Source organism: Saccharothrix sp. (assembly GCF_031180885.1).
In the GTDB taxonomy this organism is placed as follows: Bacteria; Actinomycetota; Actinomycetes; order Mycobacteriales; family Pseudonocardiaceae; genus Actinosynnema.
Window position 1 is genome coordinate 151,018 of the sequence record NZ_JAPSLK010000009.1, and the last position, 16,983, is coordinate 168,000.

The 16,983-nt window shown below is 72.2% G+C and carries 18 protein-coding genes and 1 pseudogene; 11 read left to right on the forward strand and 8 right to left on the reverse strand.

Features of this window, described 5'->3' with window-relative positions; all coding sequences use genetic code 11:
* Positions 1–256: 256 nt before the first annotated feature.
* The 6 genes and pseudogenes from RIN75_RS14790 to RIN75_RS14815 all read left to right on the forward strand — a co-directional run bounded on the left by RIN75_RS14790 (position 257) and on the right by RIN75_RS14815 (position 6,610).
* Complete coding sequence (locus RIN75_RS14790; RefSeq protein WP_309112472.1) at positions 257–541, forward strand: hypothetical protein; 285 nt, start codon at positions 257–259, stop codon at positions 539–541.
* 10 nt (positions 542–551) lie between these two features.
* Positions 552–1,211: a DUF1707 domain-containing protein gene (locus RIN75_RS14795; protein ID WP_375295957.1), complete on the forward strand. Its 660-nt coding sequence runs from the start codon at positions 552–554 to the stop codon at positions 1,209–1,211.
* A 183-nt stretch (positions 1,212–1,394) separates the two neighbouring features.
* Positions 1,395–3,295: pseudogene (locus RIN75_RS14800) on the forward strand (glycosyltransferase).
* A gap of 63 nt (positions 3,296–3,358) precedes the next feature.
* Positions 3,359–4,324 carry a deoxyribose-phosphate aldolase gene (gene deoC, locus RIN75_RS14805; RefSeq protein ID WP_309112474.1) on the forward strand — a complete coding sequence of 322 codons (966 nt, stop codon included), beginning with the start codon at positions 3,359–3,361 and terminating at the stop codon, positions 4,322–4,324.
* Positions 4,321–5,754: an aldehyde dehydrogenase family protein gene (locus tag RIN75_RS14810; RefSeq protein WP_309112520.1), complete on the forward strand. Its 1,434-nt coding sequence runs from the start codon at positions 4,321–4,323 to the stop codon at positions 5,752–5,754. Before deoC ends, RIN75_RS14810 begins: the two co-directional genes overlap by 4 nt.
* Complete coding sequence (locus RIN75_RS14815) at positions 5,747–6,610, forward strand: aldehyde dehydrogenase family protein (protein WP_309112475.1); 864 nt, start codon at positions 5,747–5,749, stop codon at positions 6,608–6,610. Before RIN75_RS14810 ends, RIN75_RS14815 begins: the two co-directional genes overlap by 8 nt.
* 4 nt (positions 6,611–6,614) lie before the next feature.
* Here the strand turns inward: RIN75_RS14815 and RIN75_RS14820 are convergent, their stop codons facing one another.
* From RIN75_RS14820 to RIN75_RS14835, 4 genes are all read right to left on the reverse strand, one after another.
* Complete coding sequence (locus RIN75_RS14820) at positions 6,615–7,454, reverse strand: PfkB family carbohydrate kinase (RefSeq protein ID WP_309112476.1); 840 nt, start codon at positions 7,452–7,454, stop codon at positions 6,615–6,617.
* Positions 7,455–7,735: 281 nt separating this feature from the next.
* Complete coding sequence (locus RIN75_RS14825) at positions 7,736–8,314, reverse strand: Fic family protein (RefSeq protein WP_309112477.1); 579 nt, start codon at positions 8,312–8,314, stop codon at positions 7,736–7,738.
* Complete coding sequence (locus RIN75_RS14830; protein ID WP_309112478.1) at positions 8,311–8,901, reverse strand: type II toxin-antitoxin system antitoxin SocA domain-containing protein; 591 nt, start codon at positions 8,899–8,901, stop codon at positions 8,311–8,313. Before RIN75_RS14830 ends, RIN75_RS14825 begins: the two co-directional genes overlap by 4 nt.
* A 69-nt stretch (positions 8,902–8,970) precedes the next feature.
* Positions 8,971–9,537 carry an SMI1/KNR4 family protein gene (locus RIN75_RS14835; protein WP_309112479.1) on the reverse strand — a complete coding sequence of 189 codons (567 nt, stop codon included), beginning with the start codon at positions 9,535–9,537 and terminating at the stop codon, positions 8,971–8,973.
* Between the two features lie 129 nt (positions 9,538–9,666).
* Here RIN75_RS14835 and RIN75_RS14840 point away from each other — a divergent pair, with 129 nt between their 5' ends.
* The 5 genes from RIN75_RS14840 (at position 9,667) to RIN75_RS14860 (ending at position 13,398) form a co-directional block, all read left to right on the forward strand.
* Positions 9,667–9,990, forward strand: coding sequence for a hypothetical protein (locus tag RIN75_RS14840; protein WP_309112480.1), 324 nt, complete (start codon positions 9,667–9,669; stop codon positions 9,988–9,990).
* A 2-nt stretch (positions 9,991–9,992) separates the two neighbouring features.
* Positions 9,993–11,147, forward strand: coding sequence for a C40 family peptidase (locus RIN75_RS14845; RefSeq protein WP_309112481.1), 1,155 nt, complete (start codon positions 9,993–9,995; stop codon positions 11,145–11,147).
* Positions 11,148–11,151: 4 nt separating this feature from the next.
* Complete coding sequence (locus RIN75_RS14850; protein ID WP_309112482.1) at positions 11,152–11,526, forward strand: hypothetical protein; 375 nt, start codon at positions 11,152–11,154, stop codon at positions 11,524–11,526.
* Positions 11,523–12,119, forward strand: coding sequence for a YbaB/EbfC family nucleoid-associated protein (locus RIN75_RS14855; RefSeq protein WP_309112483.1), 597 nt, complete (start codon positions 11,523–11,525; stop codon positions 12,117–12,119). Before RIN75_RS14850 ends, RIN75_RS14855 begins: the two co-directional genes overlap by 4 nt.
* 64 nt (positions 12,120–12,183) lie before the next feature.
* Positions 12,184–13,398, forward strand: coding sequence for a primosomal protein (locus tag RIN75_RS14860; protein WP_309112484.1), 1,215 nt, complete (start codon positions 12,184–12,186; stop codon positions 13,396–13,398).
* 92 nt (positions 13,399–13,490) lie between these two features.
* On the opposite strand, the gene RIN75_RS14865 is transcribed toward RIN75_RS14860, so the two are convergent.
* The 4 genes from RIN75_RS14865 to RIN75_RS14880 form a co-directional block, all read right to left on the reverse strand.
* A complete protein-coding gene (locus RIN75_RS14865; RefSeq protein WP_309112485.1) occupies positions 13,491–14,399 on the reverse strand; it encodes a LysR family transcriptional regulator in 909 nt (302 codons plus the stop codon).
* A 182-nt stretch (positions 14,400–14,581) separates the two neighbouring features.
* Positions 14,582–14,965 carry a hypothetical protein gene (locus RIN75_RS14870; protein WP_309112486.1) on the reverse strand — a complete coding sequence of 128 codons (384 nt, stop codon included), beginning with the start codon at positions 14,963–14,965 and terminating at the stop codon, positions 14,582–14,584.
* Positions 14,966–14,983: 18 nt separating this feature from the next.
* Complete coding sequence (locus RIN75_RS14875; RefSeq protein ID WP_309112487.1) at positions 14,984–15,589, reverse strand: ABATE domain-containing protein; 606 nt, start codon at positions 15,587–15,589, stop codon at positions 14,984–14,986.
* Positions 15,590–15,594: 5 nt separating this feature from the next.
* Positions 15,595–16,884 (reverse strand): MFS transporter, encoded by a 1,290-nt coding sequence (locus RIN75_RS14880; protein ID WP_309112488.1) that lies wholly within the window; start codon positions 16,882–16,884, stop codon positions 15,595–15,597.
* Between the last annotated feature and the right edge of the window lie 99 nt (positions 16,885–16,983).

The following is a 16,983-nucleotide window of genomic DNA, read 5'->3' on the forward strand; positions in this document are numbered from 1 at the left end:
TCGGGCTCGCGGATGTGGAACACCAAGGGCTGGGGGAACTTCGACGGTCCGCCGAACGCCGGTGCGCACACGTTCAGCCCGGACGGCCGACTGGCGGCCAGGGTCCGCGAGGGCGACGTCCCGGTTCCACGTCTGGGTGTGGGCGCGCGACCCGAAAGATCGTCGGGCCCGGGCACACCAGGACTTCGTTCAGCGGTGACTCGGCGTCGGTGGCGTCCGGCCCGAACGTGTGGCGCACGGGCACCTGGGTACTCGCGTGAGCGGTTCGACGACGGCGTGGAGCTTCCCCGAGGGGCCGGACGTCCAGATCTGGACGCGGTTCCCCGCCGACGCGACCGGCCTGCACCCGCTGCCCGCCCCTCCGCGAACCTCGCCCCCCGTCGGGTTCCGCGCGGTGCTGGTCGGCGCGTGGATCGCCCTGACCGCCCTGACCGTTCTGCTGAGCGGTTGGCTGCTCGGCGATTGGCTGTTCACGACGATCGCCGGCGGACTGGTCGCGTTGATCGGCGGTGTGGTCGTCAAACGGTGGTGGCACTCCTAGACTCACCATGGTGAGTGACGAGTTGGTGCCGGACCCCAGTCGGATGCGCGCCTCGGACGCCGACCGCGAGCAGGTCGCCAAGGTGCTCCAGAAGGCGCACAGCGAGGGCCGGCTCGACCTGCACGAGCTGGACGAGCGGCTCGGGCAGGCCTACGCCGCCAAGACCTACGGCGAACTGGTGCCGCTCACCGCCGACCTGGGGATGCCCGGGATCGCCGTGCCGCAGCCGCTCCAGCAGGTGCAGCCCTACCAGCAGCAGGTGCCGTCCGGCCGGATCGGGGGCACGTCCGGGCCGTCCACGTCCATCGCGTTCTGGTCGGGCGTCGACCGCAAGGGCGACTGGGTGGTGCCCGCGTCGCACAGCGTGGTGGCGATCATGGGCGGGGTGGCGCTGGACCTGTCGCGGGCGCGGTTCGTGCAGCAGCAGACCACCATCACCGTGTTCGCGTTCTGGGCCGGTGTGGAGATCTTCGTGCCCGAGGACGTCACCGTGCGGGTCGACGGCACGGGGATCATGGGCGCGTTCGAGGACTCCACCTACAAGACGCCGACCGTGCCGGGCGGTCCCGAGGTGCGCATCACCGGCGTGGCCATGATGGCCGGTGTCGAGGTGCGGCGGCCCAAGCGGAAGAAGCTGAAGGGCCACCAGCGGGACGAGCTGGAGGATTGAGACCGGCTTCTCACCCGGTCGTGTGAGGGGCTAGTCTTCGGCGTCCCCGCCCCCGCCCACCACCCCGCCGGCCACCGCGGTGCGGACCACCACCGAGGGCACGCCCGCGGTCACCACGACCGCGGCGCAGGTCCCGCCGAGCACGCCGGGCAGGTCTCGCGCGCGGTGCCGGACAAGACGGTCGTGCTGACCTTCGACGACGGCCCGGACCCGCGGTGGACGCCGCAGGTGCTGGACGTGTTGCGGCGCAACGACGTCAAGGCCACCTTCTTCGTCACCGGCGTGTCCGCCGCCCAACACCCGGACCTGCTGGAACGCATCGTCGCGGACGGGCACGAGGTCGGGCTGCACACGTTCACCCACGTCGACCTGAGCCAGATCGGCGAGACCCGCACCAGCCTCGAACTCGACCAGACCCGGCTCGCCCTGGCCGGTGCCGTCGGCCGCACCAGCACCCTGGTCCGCCCGCCGTACTCGGCCACGCCCGACGCGCTGGACGACGACGACCTGGCGGCCGTGGAGCGGGTCGTGGCGTCCGGGCACCTGGTGCTGCTGTCCGACCTCGACACGGAGGACTGGCGCAACCCCGGCCCGGACGCGATCGCCGCCGCCGCGACCCCCAAGGACGACCGCGGGGCCGTGGTCCTGATGCACGACGGCGGCGGCGACCGGTCGCAGACCGTCACCGCGTTGGAGCGGCTGCTGCCGGCGCTGAAGGAGCAGGGCCGGCAGTTCCGGACCGCCGGCGACGCGCTGGGCCTGACGGACGCGGTGCAGGAGGCCGGTCCGGTGGAGCGGTCCGCCGGTGTCGCGGTGTCGCTGGCGGTGCGCGCGGCCGCGTTCTCGACCGAGCTGATGGGCTGGCTGGTCGTGGTGTCGGCGATCCTGGCCCTGCTGCGGGCGGTGCTGCTGCTGGGCACCACCGGCATCCACGCCCGGCGCAAACCCGGCCGGCACGCGAGGCCCCTGCCACCGCAGCCGGTGACCGTGATCGTGCCCGCGTACAACGAGGAAACCGGCATCGAGGCGACCCTGCGCACGATCCTGGCCAGCACGGCGGACGTGCGGGTCATCGTGGTCGACGACGGTTCGACCGACCGCACCAGCGAAGTCGTGCGGTCGCTCCACCTGCCCCACGTGGTGCTCATCCGGCAGCCCAACGCGGGCAAGGCGGCGGCGCTGAACACCGGTCTCCGGCACTGCCGCACCGAGTTGGTCGTGATGGTCGACGGCGACACGGTCCTCGAACCCGACACCGTCCACGAGCTGGTGCAGCCGTTCGCCGACCCGAGGGTGGGCGCGGTGTCCGGCAACGCCAAGGTCGGCAACCGGAGCGGTCTGCTGGGACGTTGGCAGCACATCGAGTACGTCATCGGCTTCAACCTCGACCGCCGCATGTACGACGTCATGCAGTGCATGCCACCGTGCCCGGTGCCGTGGGTGGGTTCAGGTTGAGCGCGCTCCAAGAGGTTGGCGGGGTCCCCGAGGACACGCTGGCCGAGGACACCGACCTGACGATGGCCCTGGAACGCGCCGATTGGGCGGTGACCAACCAGGAGTCGGCTCGGGCGTGGACCGAGGCTTCGGCGTCGTTGGGGCAGCTGTGGCGTCAGCGCTACCGGTGGTGCTACGGCACTTTGCAGGCCATGTGGAAGCACCGGGGCGCGGTGTTCGAACGGGGCTTGGGTGGCCGGTTGGGTCGGCGGGGCTTGCCCTACCTGGCGTTGTACCAGGTCGTGCTGCCCGTGCTGGCTCCGGCGATCGACGTGTTCGCGGTGCTGAGCCTGTTCACCGATCCGGCGCGGGGCGCGTGGGCCTGGTTCGGCTTTTTGATCCTGCAACTGATCCCGGCCGTCATCGCCTTCCGGTTGGACAATGAGCGCCTTCGCCCGTTGTGGGCGGTGCTCCTGCAACCGGTGGTCTACCGGCAGCTCATGTACCTGGTCGTCATCCAGTCGGTGGTGACCGCCATCGCCGGCGCCCGGCTCCCCTGGCAGAAGCTGAAGCGGACCGGCACGGCCGCCCAGGCCGCCCCGGAGCCTCTCCTCGAAGACCCCGCCACCACCGCCATCCGCCAGCCCTAGCACTGTGACCAGCCGAAACAGCTTCACTTAGGACGGGCGTCCCAATCCGCTTAGACTCGGGCCATGGCTGCCACATCGACTGCGCCGTCGCTGCCGCCGGCGCTCGCGGACGCGGTGCGCGACGACGCCTCGCTGCGCCGCTTCCTGCACGGATTGCCCGGGGTCGACCAGGTCGGGGTGGAACAGCGCGCGGCCGGGTTGGGTACGCGCAGCATCAAGAAGGCCGCGAAGCTGTGGGCCATCGACACCGCGATCTCCATGGTCGACCTGACCACCCTCGAAGGCGCGGACACGCCCGGCAAGGTGCGGTCGCTCGCGGCCAAGGCGCGGCGGCCCGACCCGGAGCGGCCCGAGGTGCCGAAGGTCGCGGCGGTGTGCGTGTACCCGGACATGGTCGCCACGGCCGTCCAGGAACTCCAGGGCACGGGGATCAACGTGGCGTCGGTGGCGACCGCGTTCCCGTCCGGCCGGTCCTCGCTGAAGGTCAAGCTGGAGGACACCGCCTTCGCCGTCGACGCGGGTGCGACCGAGATCGACATGGTGATCGACCGGGGCGCGTTCCTGTCCGGCCGCTACGGCCAGGTGTTCGACGAGATCGTGCAGGTCAAGCACGCCTGCGGGGACGCGCACCTCAAGGTCATCCTGGAGACCGGCGAACTCGCCACCTACGACAACGTCCGCCGCGCGTCCTGGCTGGCGCTGCTCGCGGGCGGCGACTTCATCAAGACCTCCACCGGCAAGGTGACGCCCGCCGCGACCCTGCCGGTGACGCACGTGATGCTCCAGGCGGTGCGGGACTGGCGGACCCAGACCGGGCAGCTGCGCGGCGTGAAGCCGGCCGGCGGCATCCGGGCCACCAAGGACGCGATCAAGTACCTGGTGGCGGTGCACGAGGTCGCCGGGCCCGAGTGGCTGACGCCCGACCTCTTCCGGTTCGGCGCGTCCACGCTGCTCAACGACCTGCTGATGCAGCGGCGCACCCAGTTGGAAGGCCACTACAGCGGCCCCGATTACGTGACGGTGGACTGATCATGTGGGAATACGCGCCCGCGCCCGAGTCGCGGGACATCGCGAACCTCAAGCCGAACTACCGGATGTTCGTCGACGGGCAGTTCGTCGAGGGCGGCGGTGAGCCGCTGAAGACCGTCAACCCGGGCACCGAGGAGGTGCTGGCCGAGGTCTCCACGGCCTCGACCGCCGACGTGGACAAGGCCGTCAAGGCCGCCCGCCGCGCCTACGACCGGGTCTGGGGCAGGATGCCCGGCGCCGAGCGCGCCAAGTACATCTTCCGCATCGCCCGGCTGATCCAGGAGCGGGCGCGCGAGCTGGCCGTCCTGGAATCGCTGGACAACGGCAAGCCGATCAAGGAGTCGCGGGACGTCGACGTCCCGACCGCCGCCGCGCACTTCTTCTACCACGCCGGCTGGGCCGACAAGCTGGCCTACGCGGGACTCGGCCCCGACCCGCGTCCGCTGGGCGTGGCCGGCCAGGTCATCCCGTGGAACTTCCCGCTGCTGATGGCCGCGTGGAAGATCGCGCCCGCCCTGGCGTGCGGCAACACGGTCGTGCTCAAGCCGGCCGAGACGACGCCGCTGACCGCGCTGGTGCTCGCGGAGATCATCCAGCAGGCGGACCTGCCGCCGGGCGTGGTGAACATCCTGCCGGGCGCGGGTGACGTCGGCGCGGCCGTGGTGAACCACCCGGACGTGAACAAGGTGGCGTTCACCGGGTCCACCGAGGTCGGCAAGATCATCCAGCGGCAGCTCGCGGGCGCCAACAAGAAGATCACCCTCGAACTGGGTGGCAAGGCCGCGAACATCGTGTTCGACGACGCCCCGCTGGACCAGGCCGTCGAGGGCATCGTCAACGGCATCTTCTTCAACCAGGGCCACGTGTGCTGCGCCGGGTCGCGCCTGCTGGTCCAGGAGTCCGTCGCCGACGAGCTGCTGGAGAAGCTGCGCGTGCGGGTGTCGACGCTGCGCGTGGGCGACCCGCTGGACAAGAACACCGACATCGGCGCGATCAACTCGCGCGAGCAACTGGCCAAGATCCACGAGCTGACCGCGTCCGGCGAGGCCGAGGGCGCGGAGCGGTGGACGTCCGCGTGCCCGTTGCCGGACAAGGGTTTCTACTTCGCGCCGACGGTGTTCTCCAACGTGTCGCAGGCGATGCGGATCGCGCGCGAGGAGATCTTCGGGCCGGTGCTGTCGGTGCTGACCTTCCGCACCCCGGACGAGGCCGTGGCCAAGGCGAACAACACGCCGTACGGGCTGTCCGCGGGCATCTGGACCGAGAAGGGCTCGCGCATCCTGTGGGCGGCGCAGAAGATGCGCGCCGGCGTGGTGTGGGCCAACACGTTCAACCGCTTCGACCCCACCGCCCCGTTCGGCGGCTACCAGGAGTCGGGCTTCGGCCGCGAGGGCGGTCGCACGGGGCTGGAGGCGTACCTCGATGTCTGAGCGGATTTCCGTGGCCAAGACCTACAAGCTCTACATCGGCGGCGCGTTCCCGCGCTCGGAGTCGGGCCGGTCGTACCCGGTGACCGACACCAAGGGCGCCTTCCTGGCCAACGCGGCCCAGGGGTCCCGCAAGGACGCCCGGGACGCGGTCGCCGCCGCCCGCAAGGCGTTCCCGGGTTGGTCCGGCGCGACCGCGTACAACCGCGGCCAGGTGCTGTACCGGGTGGCGGAGGTGCTGGAGGGCCGGCGCGAGCAGTTCGTCGCCGAGGTCGGCGCGGCCGAGGGCGTGGCGGTCAAGAAGGCGCAGGCGCTGGTGGACGCGGCGATCGACCGCTGGGTCTGGTACGCCGGGTGGACCGACAAGATCGCCACCGTGCTGGGCGCGTCGAACCCGGTGGCCGGGCCGTACTTCTCGTTCTCCGTGCCGGAGCCGACCGGCGTGGTGGCGGTGCTCGCGCCGCAGCAGTCGTCGCTGCTGGGCCTGATCAGCGTGGTCGCCCCGGTGGTCGCGGCGGGCAACACGGCGGTCGTGGTGGCCTCGCAGGACCGGCCGCTGCCCGCGGTGACCCTGTCCGAGGTGCTGGCGACGTCCGACCTGCCCGGCGGGGTGGTCAACGTGCTGACCGGGCGGACCGCGGAGATCGCACCGTGGCTGGCCTCGCACGCCGACGTGAACGCCCTCGACCTGACCGGTGCGCCCGAGGCGCTGCGAGCGGATTTGGAGCAGTCGGCGGCGGGCACCGTGAAGCGCGTCCTGCGGACCCGCCCGTCCGAGGACTTCACCCGCGAGCCGGACCTGTCCCGGATCCGCGCGTTCGTCGAGTCGAAGACCGTCTGGCACCCGATCGGGGTGTGATCGCTCAGTCCCCCGGCTTCGCTGGTGCGAGGTCGGGGGACGCCAGGCAGCGCGCGGCATGCTCCGCGCCCGCCCGGAGGGCCGTCGGGGTGTCCGCGCCGGCGAGGTGGGCGACGAGGTAGCCGGAGAAGAAGGCGTCCCCGGCCCCGTTGGTGTCGACGATCTCGGGCACCGGCACGGCGTCCACGTGGTAGGTCTCGCCGTCCACCACCGCCGTCGCACCCTTCGCGCCCTGGGTCGCCACGGCCTGGCCGTGCTTCCGCAGGAACGCGAGCAGTTCGGCCTCGGACATGCCGTCGTCGTTCATGAACAAGAAGTCGGCACCGTCCACGAAGTCCTGGTGGAACTCGGACTTCCCGTCGTAGTCGTGCACGTCGCACCACACCGGGACGCCACGCTCCCGGGCCGCCGCGAGGAACGGGCGAGCCGGGTCGGCCAGGTCGATCACGGCCGCGTCAGCAGCGGCCAGGGCTGCGAGCGCACGCGAGTCGTGCTCGGGGGCAGTCAGGGACGGTAGTTCGAGGTAGATCGACAGCCGACCGCCCTCTGGGGTCATCAGGTTCAGGTGCTGCTCACTGGCCGGCGCGGTCTCCGCGATCAGCTCGATCCCCGCCGCCGTCAACACCTCGGTGATCAGGCGGCCTTCCTCGTCGTCCCCGATGACCGTGCGCAGGGTGACCTCCGCGCCCAGGTAGGCCAGGTTCAGGGCTTTGCCGGCGGACGTGCCACCAAGGACGGCACGGTGGCCGCGCGCGAAGACCGTGTGCGGGCGCGGCTCGGGCAGGCGGTCGAGTTTCACCAGGCGGTTCCACGACACGGGTCCGGCGACGAAGACCTTCGGCATGACGATCATTCTGCCCCGCGTCGCCCCACCGCCCACCCCACCCGCCACCCAGCCGCCCGGCGGCGAAGCCGCCGAGTGGGCAGTCCTCCGGGGGACACAACTCAACCCGGGCTTCTTGCTCGTGTCATCTCCGTATGGCCTGCCCGAAGGGCAGGCCATACGGTGGGGGAACCGAAGCCCCGCCTGTGGCTGATAGCCGGCCCGCCGCGCGGAGCGCGGCGAAAAGCGAAAAGCAGCCGCTGCGCGGCAAAAAGCCAGGGGCGACCGGGAGGAAATGGCGGCTATGCCGGGTGGGTGACCGCCGCCAGCAACCCCCGCAACGGTGCCAGCGACCCGCTCATCGACTCCCGGCACGCCGACGTGAACGCCTCCGCCTCCAGCGAGCCGAAACCCACGACCCACCCCGCCTCCAGCGCCAACTGCCCGAAGAACGCCCGTTGCGTGCGGCCGTTGCCCTCTCTGAACGGGTGCAGGGCGTTGACCTCGGCGAAGTAGTGCGCGAAGCGGTCGAGGAAGGCCTGCTCGGCCAACTCCCGCAGGTACTGCTCCTTCTTCAGCTCGCCGAACAGCCAGTCCGCGTAGGGCTCGATCTGCTGCCACGCGGCGAACGTGACCGTCTTCGCGATGTTCACCCGCCGGACCTCCCCCGCCCACGGGTACAGGTCGCCGAAGATGTGCCGGTGGAACTTCCGCAGGTGGGCCAGGTCGTAGAGCCCGGGTAACGGGGTGATCGCCAGTTCACCCAGGCGCAGGGCGCTCAGCCGGGCCTCGGCCCGGTCGCACTCGTGCCGGTCGGTGATGCCGAAGTGGTTGCGGAGAACGCCGGTGGTCGGGTCGGTGTAGGGGTCGTCCGAGGTCACCGGCGGCGGATGGCCTCGATTTCGCGAGCGATGGCGTCCTCGATGTCCAGTTCGCCCGCCGCGACCTCCCGCATCGTGCGCTCGGTCTCGGCCGGCACGTCCAAGCCCTCCAGTCGCACGCTGGCCACCGCGTCCGCAAACGCTTGCTCGGGGTCGCGGAACAGCCGGCGGAAGTAGCGTGCCATGGCCTCGTTCGACAGCGGGGCGCTGCTGGGCTCGGACTCGGGCAGGTCGCCGCGCGCCTCGCGCCACGGTCCCTCGGCGTGCGCCATGTCGCTCAGCTCGTGGCGGCTGAACTTGCCGTAGCGGTCGACCACGTCTTCCACCACCGCGCGTTCCCGCTCCGACAGGCCGCGCGGGTCGCCTTCGTCCCACTCGCCGACCTCGGTCTGGAAGCGGTGCCGGTAGTACACCTCGGGCACGACCGGTCCGCGCCGCCACGCCTCGATGCGCGCGGTGAACATGGGTTCGTCGTACTTGGCGAGGTGCCAGGCCTGGGCGTAGTACAGGAGCTTCTGGAGCTTCATCGGCGACTCCGGGCCGGTGGCGTGCAACACCGCCGCGGCCACGTCGTGCACGTCCGCCATACCCGCCCCCACAGCGCCTGACCAGCGAAAACCCGTGACCATCATGATACCGGAACGTGGCCTGCGCCGTCAGTCCGTCCGCCAGCCCAACCGGCCGTCGGTGGTGACGAGCGGTTCGCAGTGGCCCAGCCGGCTGCGGTGCTCCAGAGCCGTCGCCACCTGGTCCAGCATCTCGTCCAGGCTGGTCCACTCGGGCTTGAGCATCTCGCCGCGCTCGCGGTCCCACTCGACCACGCACCCGGACAGCACGCCGGGGCGCAGGTCCAGCGCGAGCGCGTCGCCGCAGCCGTCGAACGCGATCGGCAGCCACTTGGGGTGGAACCCGACCGTGGGGGTGCCCGCCTCGGAGTCCAGGTCCACCGGCCAGAACCGTTCTTTGAGCCGCCACGAGCGCAACGCGTTCGTCGGGCCGAGCGGGGTGTAGAAGGGCGGCAGCACTTCGGCGAACGCCAGGTTCTCGGTGCCGCCGCACACGGCCCACCAAGCGCGGAGGTCTTCGGGCGGCGCGAGGCCGCTCGCCGCCTCCAGCGCCTCGACGGCGGCGGCGTCCTCGGGGGCGATGAACGCGGCACCGGTCGAGGGGGCGTGGTCGGCGAGCCACGCCACGATCCGCTCCCAATGGCGCAGTGCTCCCACACACCCATGATCAGGTGAGGACGGCTCGTGGGGTACCGCCCATCAGGGGAGGATCTGCCCGAACGAGGTACGAAAGGCTTGCGGATCGGGCAGGATCGGGGCGTCAGGCAGTACCAGAGGGGGGCTTGGGTGAACTCGGGTTTCGCCGTCGACACCGCGGCGCTGACGGCCTACAGCGGCACCGCTTCGGGCCTCGCGGGCGAGGTCGGCGCGATCGGCACGTCCACGTTGGCCGGGACCACGTCGCTCGCGGCGGGCAGCTTCGGCAAGATCGGCGACGAGGTCGGTCTGGGTGCGGCGTTCCAGCAGGCCGCGCAGACCCAAGTGGACGGTGTGGCCGCCGCGTCCAGCGGGCTGTCGGCGTTCGCCACCGCCGTGTCCAAGGCCGCCACCGCCTACACCGAGCAGGAGGCGCAGCAGGGCGCTTCCCTCAACCGCGCGTACCGGGTCTAGCGATGTTCGACGTAGCCGGGTTCCTGGCTTCCCTGGTCCAACCCATGAAGGACGACCTGGCCAAGCTGGAGGGCGACACCGGTGGCGCGACCCGCGCCGCGGACTCCTTCGGGCGGGCCGCCTCGGCGCTGGCCGAGGTCGACGGGCGGCACACCGGCGCCGCCAACACCGTGCTCGGCACCTGGTACGGGGACAAGGCGACCGCGTTCCAGGGGCGCGTGGCGTCGTTCTCCAGCGGCGTGCAGTTGTTGTCCCGCAACGCCACCGCGACCCAGAACGCGGCCACCACGGCGGTGAACGCGGTCAACGCCGGCAAGCGCACCATCCAGGGCCTGATCGACGACTTCACCGGCTACGCGCAGCCCCGGCTGGCCGCCGCGGTCGCCGCGTCGCTGTTCGGCGGGATCGGCGCGGTGCTCGCGGTCGCGGCGGACGTGGTGGCCAAGGCGCGCGAGTACGAGGGCAGGTCGAAGCAGGAGCTGGACCGCGTCCGCACCGAGCTGACGAACGTGGCCAACCAGCTGAAGGCGTTGCCCAAGCCCGACTTCAAGGGCCTCGGCGACCCGCTGGGCGTCGACTCCGGCGGTGACACCAAGGTGTCGTCGGTCGACGGCGGCGGGCGCGACCCGTCCTCGCCCGGCAGCCCCGGCGGCGGTGGCGGAGGAGGCGGTGGCGGCGGCTCCGGTGGTGGCGGAGGCGGCGGTGGGGGTGGTGGCCCGTCGGGTCCGCGCCTGCCGGTCGCGATCCCGCCGCAGCCCGGCACCGGCGTGGGCGTGAACCTGCCGGACGGCAGCAGCGCCGAAGCGCCCAACGAGACCGCCGCGCGGGCCGTGCGCGCCGCGCTGTCCGCGCTGGGCACCCCGTACGTGTGGGGCGGCGCGAACCCGCCGCAGGGCACCGACTGCTCGGGCCTGACCCAGTGGGCGTACGGGCAGGCCGGGTTCGACATCCCCCGGCCCGCGTCCTCGCAGGCGATGGGCGCGTCCGTGCCGCCGGGCCAGCTGCTGCCCGGCGACCTCGTCGTGTGGGACGGGCACGTGGCGATGGTGATCGGCAACGGGCAGATGGTGGAGGCGGGCGACCCGGTCCAGGTGAACCCGATCCGCACGGACAACATCGGCATGGGCTTCATGGGCTTCTACCGACCGACGGGCTGAGGACGTGGACGAGACGCAGCGCGCGGCCCGGCGGGTCGCGGACGTGGAAGCACAGGTGTCGCAGCACATCGCGCGCACCGGGCCGGTGCTCGGCCGGGCGTCCTCTTCGGACGGCGCGGTGACCGTCGTGACCGCACCCGGCGCACCGCCGCGGGAGATCCGCATCTCCCCCGGCGCGCTGAACATGGGCGCGGACGCGCTGGGCGCGGAGATCGTGCGGGTGGCGGCGCGGGCGTCGGCCGACGCGGCGGCGCGGATGCACCAGTCGCTGGCGCGGTTGACGGACCCGGCGACGTCGAAGGCGTTGACCGAGATCGGTTTCCCGGCGGGCGGCATCGAGGACGACTTCGGTGACACGTACTTGCGGGGGCCGCGGTGAGCGTTCAGGAGGAGCGGATCTCGGCGGCCGACCGGCTGACCGACGTGCTGGCGCGGGTGGTCGGGACGGCGACCCACCCGTCCGGGCTGGTGACCGTGACGGCGTCCGCGGTGGGCGCGCTGAAGGCGGTCCGCATCCAGCCGGCGGCCCTCGGTCAGGGACCGGACGCGGTGGGCGGGATGGTGACCGAGACCGCGGGGCTCGCCGTGGATGCCGCGGTGCAGACCAGCTACAACGAGCTGGCCAAGTCGCTGGGCGACAGCATGGCGATGGCCATCGAGGACTTCGCCGGACCATCCCCCTTCGCCCGCCGAGCCGAAGCCGAGCAGCACGCCGGCCCGCCGACGCCGGGGTCCGCGCCCCAGCCGGGCTCTGCACCGCGCGGCGGCCTCCGGCCCCCGGAACCATCGTCTCGCCCGACACCGACAATTCCGGGTGATCCGCCTCGGGCTGCGCCCCCGCAGCCGGGTCGGCCGACGCCGCCGTGGGCCGGGCAGCGGACCGGTGCGCCGAGGTCCCGACCGGCGCCGCCGCCCGAGGACGACGACGATGACGACTTCTTCGCCGACCCTTTCCGTGGTCAACGGCGGTAGGTGGATCTCGACCCCGTAGGCTTTGGCCGCATCGCAAAGGGGCATGGCGTGACCGGGAGGTCGGATGGCTCAGGACATCGTCCCGATCGAGCTGGGACTCACCCAGGGTGATGTGGTCACCCTGTGGGCTCCCCGCTGGCGGGAAGAGGGCGAGGAGTGGGAGGCCTTCCTCGGGCACGAGGACGACCTCTACGCCTTCCCCGACGCCGCGCACCTCGCGGCCTTCGTGCGCACGGCGCAGGAGCACGACCTGACCGACCACCCGGCGTGGCACGTGGTGCCGGGCCTGTCCGTCGGCGAGCTGTCGCCCGACGACAACCACCAGTTCGACCTGGTGGGCGTGCCGGAGCTGGTCGCCGAGGAACCCGACACCTGGGTCATCGGCGAGCTGGCCGACGTGGTGTCGATCGTGCGGTCCCTGGCGGACGTGTGCGACCTGGAGAAGGTCCACGAGGTGCTGGACTCGGCGGAGGGCTTCGCGCTGCTGCCGCAGGGCACGCTGCCGTTCACCGGCCGCGAGGGCCAGGCGCTGTGGACGGAGCTGGCCGAGGTCGTCGCGGAGAAGTGGGACGACGTCCTCGACGCGATCGACGGGGTCGTCACCACGCCCGACGTGGACGAGCCGGCGTTGAAGGTCGCGCAGGAGGAGCTGGCGGCGTTCGAGGCGGAGAACGCGGTCGACGTCGACGGCGAAGAGGACGACGAAGACGACGAGGACGCCGACGAGCCCATCGGGTTCTGGGGCGAGGTCGGCATCGACCCGATCAAGATCATCACCGGTGCCGGCGAGTACTACACGCTGCGCTGCTACCTCGACGACCAGCCGCTGTTCCTGGGCCGCAAGGGCAAGATCGACGTGTTCGGCTCGCCGCGCGCGCTGTCCCGGTTCGTGGTCGAGGCCGACGACAGCGACCTGGCCGAGGTGTCCACGTGGGGCGAGTTGGTCGTCAAGGCGACCGGAGGCGACCTGGAGGTCGAGGTCGACCCGGACAACGTCTACGTGTTCACCGGCCTGGACGAGGACATCGCCGAGGGCCCGGACGCGGTCGACCCGACCCAGCTCGACCTGGCGGTGGAGCTGCTGGAGGACGCCGGCGACTGGGCGCACGACGACACCGTGAAGGTGGCGCTCAACCAGTCCGAGTCGCTGGGCTGGTTGGTGTCCTACGTGCTCAAGCCGGACCCGACGCGGCTCGCGCCGAGCGCGCCGTTCGACAAGGAGGTGGCGGCCTGGCGGGCGCTGGTCGCGGCCTTCGAAGACCGCCTGCGCGTCCACTAGACCGCCTGCGCGTCCGCTGGACGCGTTCGCTGGAGGCACCTTGAGAAGGGCCTCCCGCCGGCCCCATCGCGTGGCCGGCGGGAGGCCCTTCGTCATTCGCTGATCGCGGGCACCGGTTGGCGCCACTCGGCGACGGCCCGGTCCAGCACCCGGTCCAGCGCGGTGAACAGCCGCGAGTCGTCGCGCTCCTCGCCCCACAGCACGTAGCTGCTCACCGACACCGGCGGCGCCCAGGCCAGCTCGACCAGTTCACCGCTGTGCAGCAGGTCGGTGACCGCCACGTGCGGCAGCAGCGCCACGCCCAGCCCCGACCGGGCGGCGATCTTCACCGCCTCCAGGGTGCCGAATTGCAACGGCGCCACGGTCCGCGGGCCGGGCAACGAGGTCCGCAGCGCCGTGTCGTACACGCACGTCGGCTGGACGATCAGCGTCCGCGCGCGGCACAGGTCCTCCGCCTCGACGACGTCCCGGCCCGCCAGCGGGTGGTCCGGGGTCGCGACCAGTGCCAGGTCCTCCGAGGCCAGGCGACGGGACGGGCGGCCCGTCGGCCCGGGGTCGACGAAGTGGATGAGCGCGAGGTCGATGTCCCCGCGCTCCATCGCCTCCGTCATCCGCGCCGGCCCCTCGTGGTAGGTGCGCAGGGCGAGCCGCACCTCCGGGTACGCGGCGTGCAGGTGGCGGATGACCCCCGGCAGCCGGTAGGTGGTGATGGACTCGCTCGCGCCGATCGTGAGGCGGCCGGCAGGCGGCGCTTCCGGCGCGAGCGCCGACAGGGCCTCCTCCGACAGGCGCAGCAGCCGGTTGGCGTAGGGCAGGAACCGCTCGCCCTCGGCGGTCAGCCGCACGCCCTCCCGCCTGCGCTCGAAGAGACGGGTCCGCACCGCCGCCTCGAGGTTCTTGATCTGCGCGGTGACCGCGGACTGCGAGTAACCGAGAACAGCCGCCGCGCGGGTGATGCTGCCCGTTTGCGAAACGGTTCGAAAGGCATTCAACTGCCTCATGTCCATTGTTACTCCCCCAGCTGGAGGCTCCGTTCAGGTCAAACAAGACGGATCGCGCGCCTCGACCGCCGCGATTGTATAGCTTTCAACTGAATTGGGGTGTGCCATTCGGGTGATCGACACCGATTGCGAGGGTATGCCGAATCGGTATTCGATTCTGCAATTGAGGCCATTCCACGCGGTCACCGTGGTACCCCCAACGGCGGTACCACGGCCGGCACGCCGCACTCCGTGAGCGCGGCGGCCAGGACCGGGTCGTCGCAGGCGAACGCGGTGACCCCGGTGCCCAGGCTGAGCACGGTCGCCAGGTGCACGGCCTGGTCGGCGTCCAGCGCCTCGGGCCGCGACTCGGCGAGTTCGCGGATCAGCTCCGAGACGGAGACCTCCAGCACGCCGACCGCGTCGAGCACGGCGTGCGCCCGGCGGCGCACCTCGGGCGGCAGCTGCGCGCCGGCCAGTTCGGCCCGGCTCAGTTCGCTCACGGCCACCAGGCAGTCGCGCAGCACGGGCCGCGGGTCACCGCACCGCGCCAGCCTGACCAGGGTGGAGGTGTGCAGGTAGATCATCGGCGGTCCTCCGGTCGATCACGGTCCGGCCGCGCGGTCGCGGTGCGCGGCGACCCGGACGCGGTTGCCGCAGGTCGCCGACGAGCACCAGCGCCGCCGGCCCGCCCGGGAGGTGTCGACGAAGAACGTCCCGCACACCTCCGCCTCGCACTGGTGCAGCCGGTCCCGCCGCGGCCCGCCGACCAGGTCGACCAGGTCCCGGGCCACCAGTCCGAGCGCCTGCGCCGGGGTCGGCCGCTCCCGCACGCGCCGCACGCCGTCCGGTTCGGCGACCAGCGACACGGCGGGCGGGGCGTGCGCGGCGCACCGGTTGACCAGCTCGACGTCGGCGTCGGCGGGCGCCCGGCCCGCGGTGACGTCGGCCAGCAGCCGGTAGGCCGCCTCGCGCAGCGCGCGGAACTCGCCCACGTCGACCGGGTCGGGGTCGGTCGCGGGCGGCAGGTCGTGGCGCGTCAGCCAGGCGGTCAGCGAAGGCGCGTCGCCCAGCTCGTCGCGCGGCTGCCCGAGCCGGCTGCGCACGGTGGCCACCAGCGCCAGGCTCGGGTGCTCGGGTGTCGCGTTCAGGTGCTCCTCCACGGCCGTGGCGCGCGGCCTGGTCCGCCGCGCGCCGTCGGGGTTCTCCACCGGGCTCAGACCGGCTGCTCCCGGGGCATCAGCAGCGCCGAGGCTACCGCCGGCAGCGCGCCCACCAGCAGCATCACCACCGGCCACGACGAGGCGTCGAGGACGATCGGGATGAGCAGCGGGGTGACGAACGCGCCGCCGAAGACCATCGTGTTCTCCAGGCCGAGCGCGGTGCCGGAGCGCTCGGCGCCGGCCATGGTGGCGATCTCGGCGTAGTGGACGCCGTGCCAGCCGCAGGCGAGGAACCCGGCGGCGACGAACAGCCCGACCACCAGCCACGCGGGCGCCACCTGGTAGAGCGCGACGCCGGCGAAGGCGGCGGCGATCAGCCAGCTGTAGACGCGGACGAGCGTGCGCCGGTACCGGCCGCCCTTCTTGTCGGTCCACCGGCCGGACAGGACGCGGGACGCGCCGCCGAGGACTTGGACGACGACGAGCGCGATGACGACGGCGGTGATGTCGAGGTCGAGGGCGGTGGTGAGGAAGACGGTGCCGAAGGTCAGGACGGTGAACTGGGGCAGGTCGAGCAGGAAGGCGGTGATGGCCACGCGCCAGATGTCCCAGCGGACCAGGGGGTTGGGCAGGGTGGTGGCGGCGATCCCGCCGGCGGCCTTGGTGCGCGCGATGGGCGGCTCGTCCAGCCAGAGGACGACGGCGATCGTCGCGGCGAGCATGAAGGCGGTGAGGAAGAGGAAGACCCAGCGGAACCCGGCGCCCAGCGCGAGCGGCGGCATGATCGCCGCGCCGAGCGCGCCGCCGAGGGGCACGGCCGCGACCCGGAGGCTGATCGCGAAGCCGCGCTTGTCCGGCGGGAACCAGCCCATGACGGCTCGTCCCGAGGCGCCGTTGACGCAGCCGCCGAGCGCGCCGGACAGGAAGAGGACGACGGCGAGTGCCCAGGCGGCGGGGGCGACGTCGTCGGAGGGGACGAGGAACGCGGTGACGTAGGCGAGGGTGGCGGTGGTGCCGGCCAGGCCGATGATCAGGACGTTCCGCTCGCCGATGCGGTCGGACAGGATGCCCCAGAACACGTCGGTGACGAAGATGCCGGCGGTGACGGCGGCGAGGACGAGGCCGAGTTCGGACAGGGAGTAGCCGTAGGCGGCGGCGAGGATCGAGCCCGAGGTGGGGATGCCCTGGAAGGCGGCGCTGAAGGCGGCCTGGGCGAAGATCCCGATGCCGAGGATGCCCCAGCGGTAGCGGGGGGAGTGCTGCTTGCCGGTGCGGCCGACGAGGACTTCGCGGCCGGGCGGGGGTGCGGTGGGGTGCGGTCGGTCCTGCGTCTGCTGGGACATCGGGTACCGGCTCCTGGTTCCTGTAATGGCTTCAACCCATTACATGCTGACGGAGGGATGGGTTGGTCGACAAGGGGGTTGGGTGGCGGGGCGCGCCTT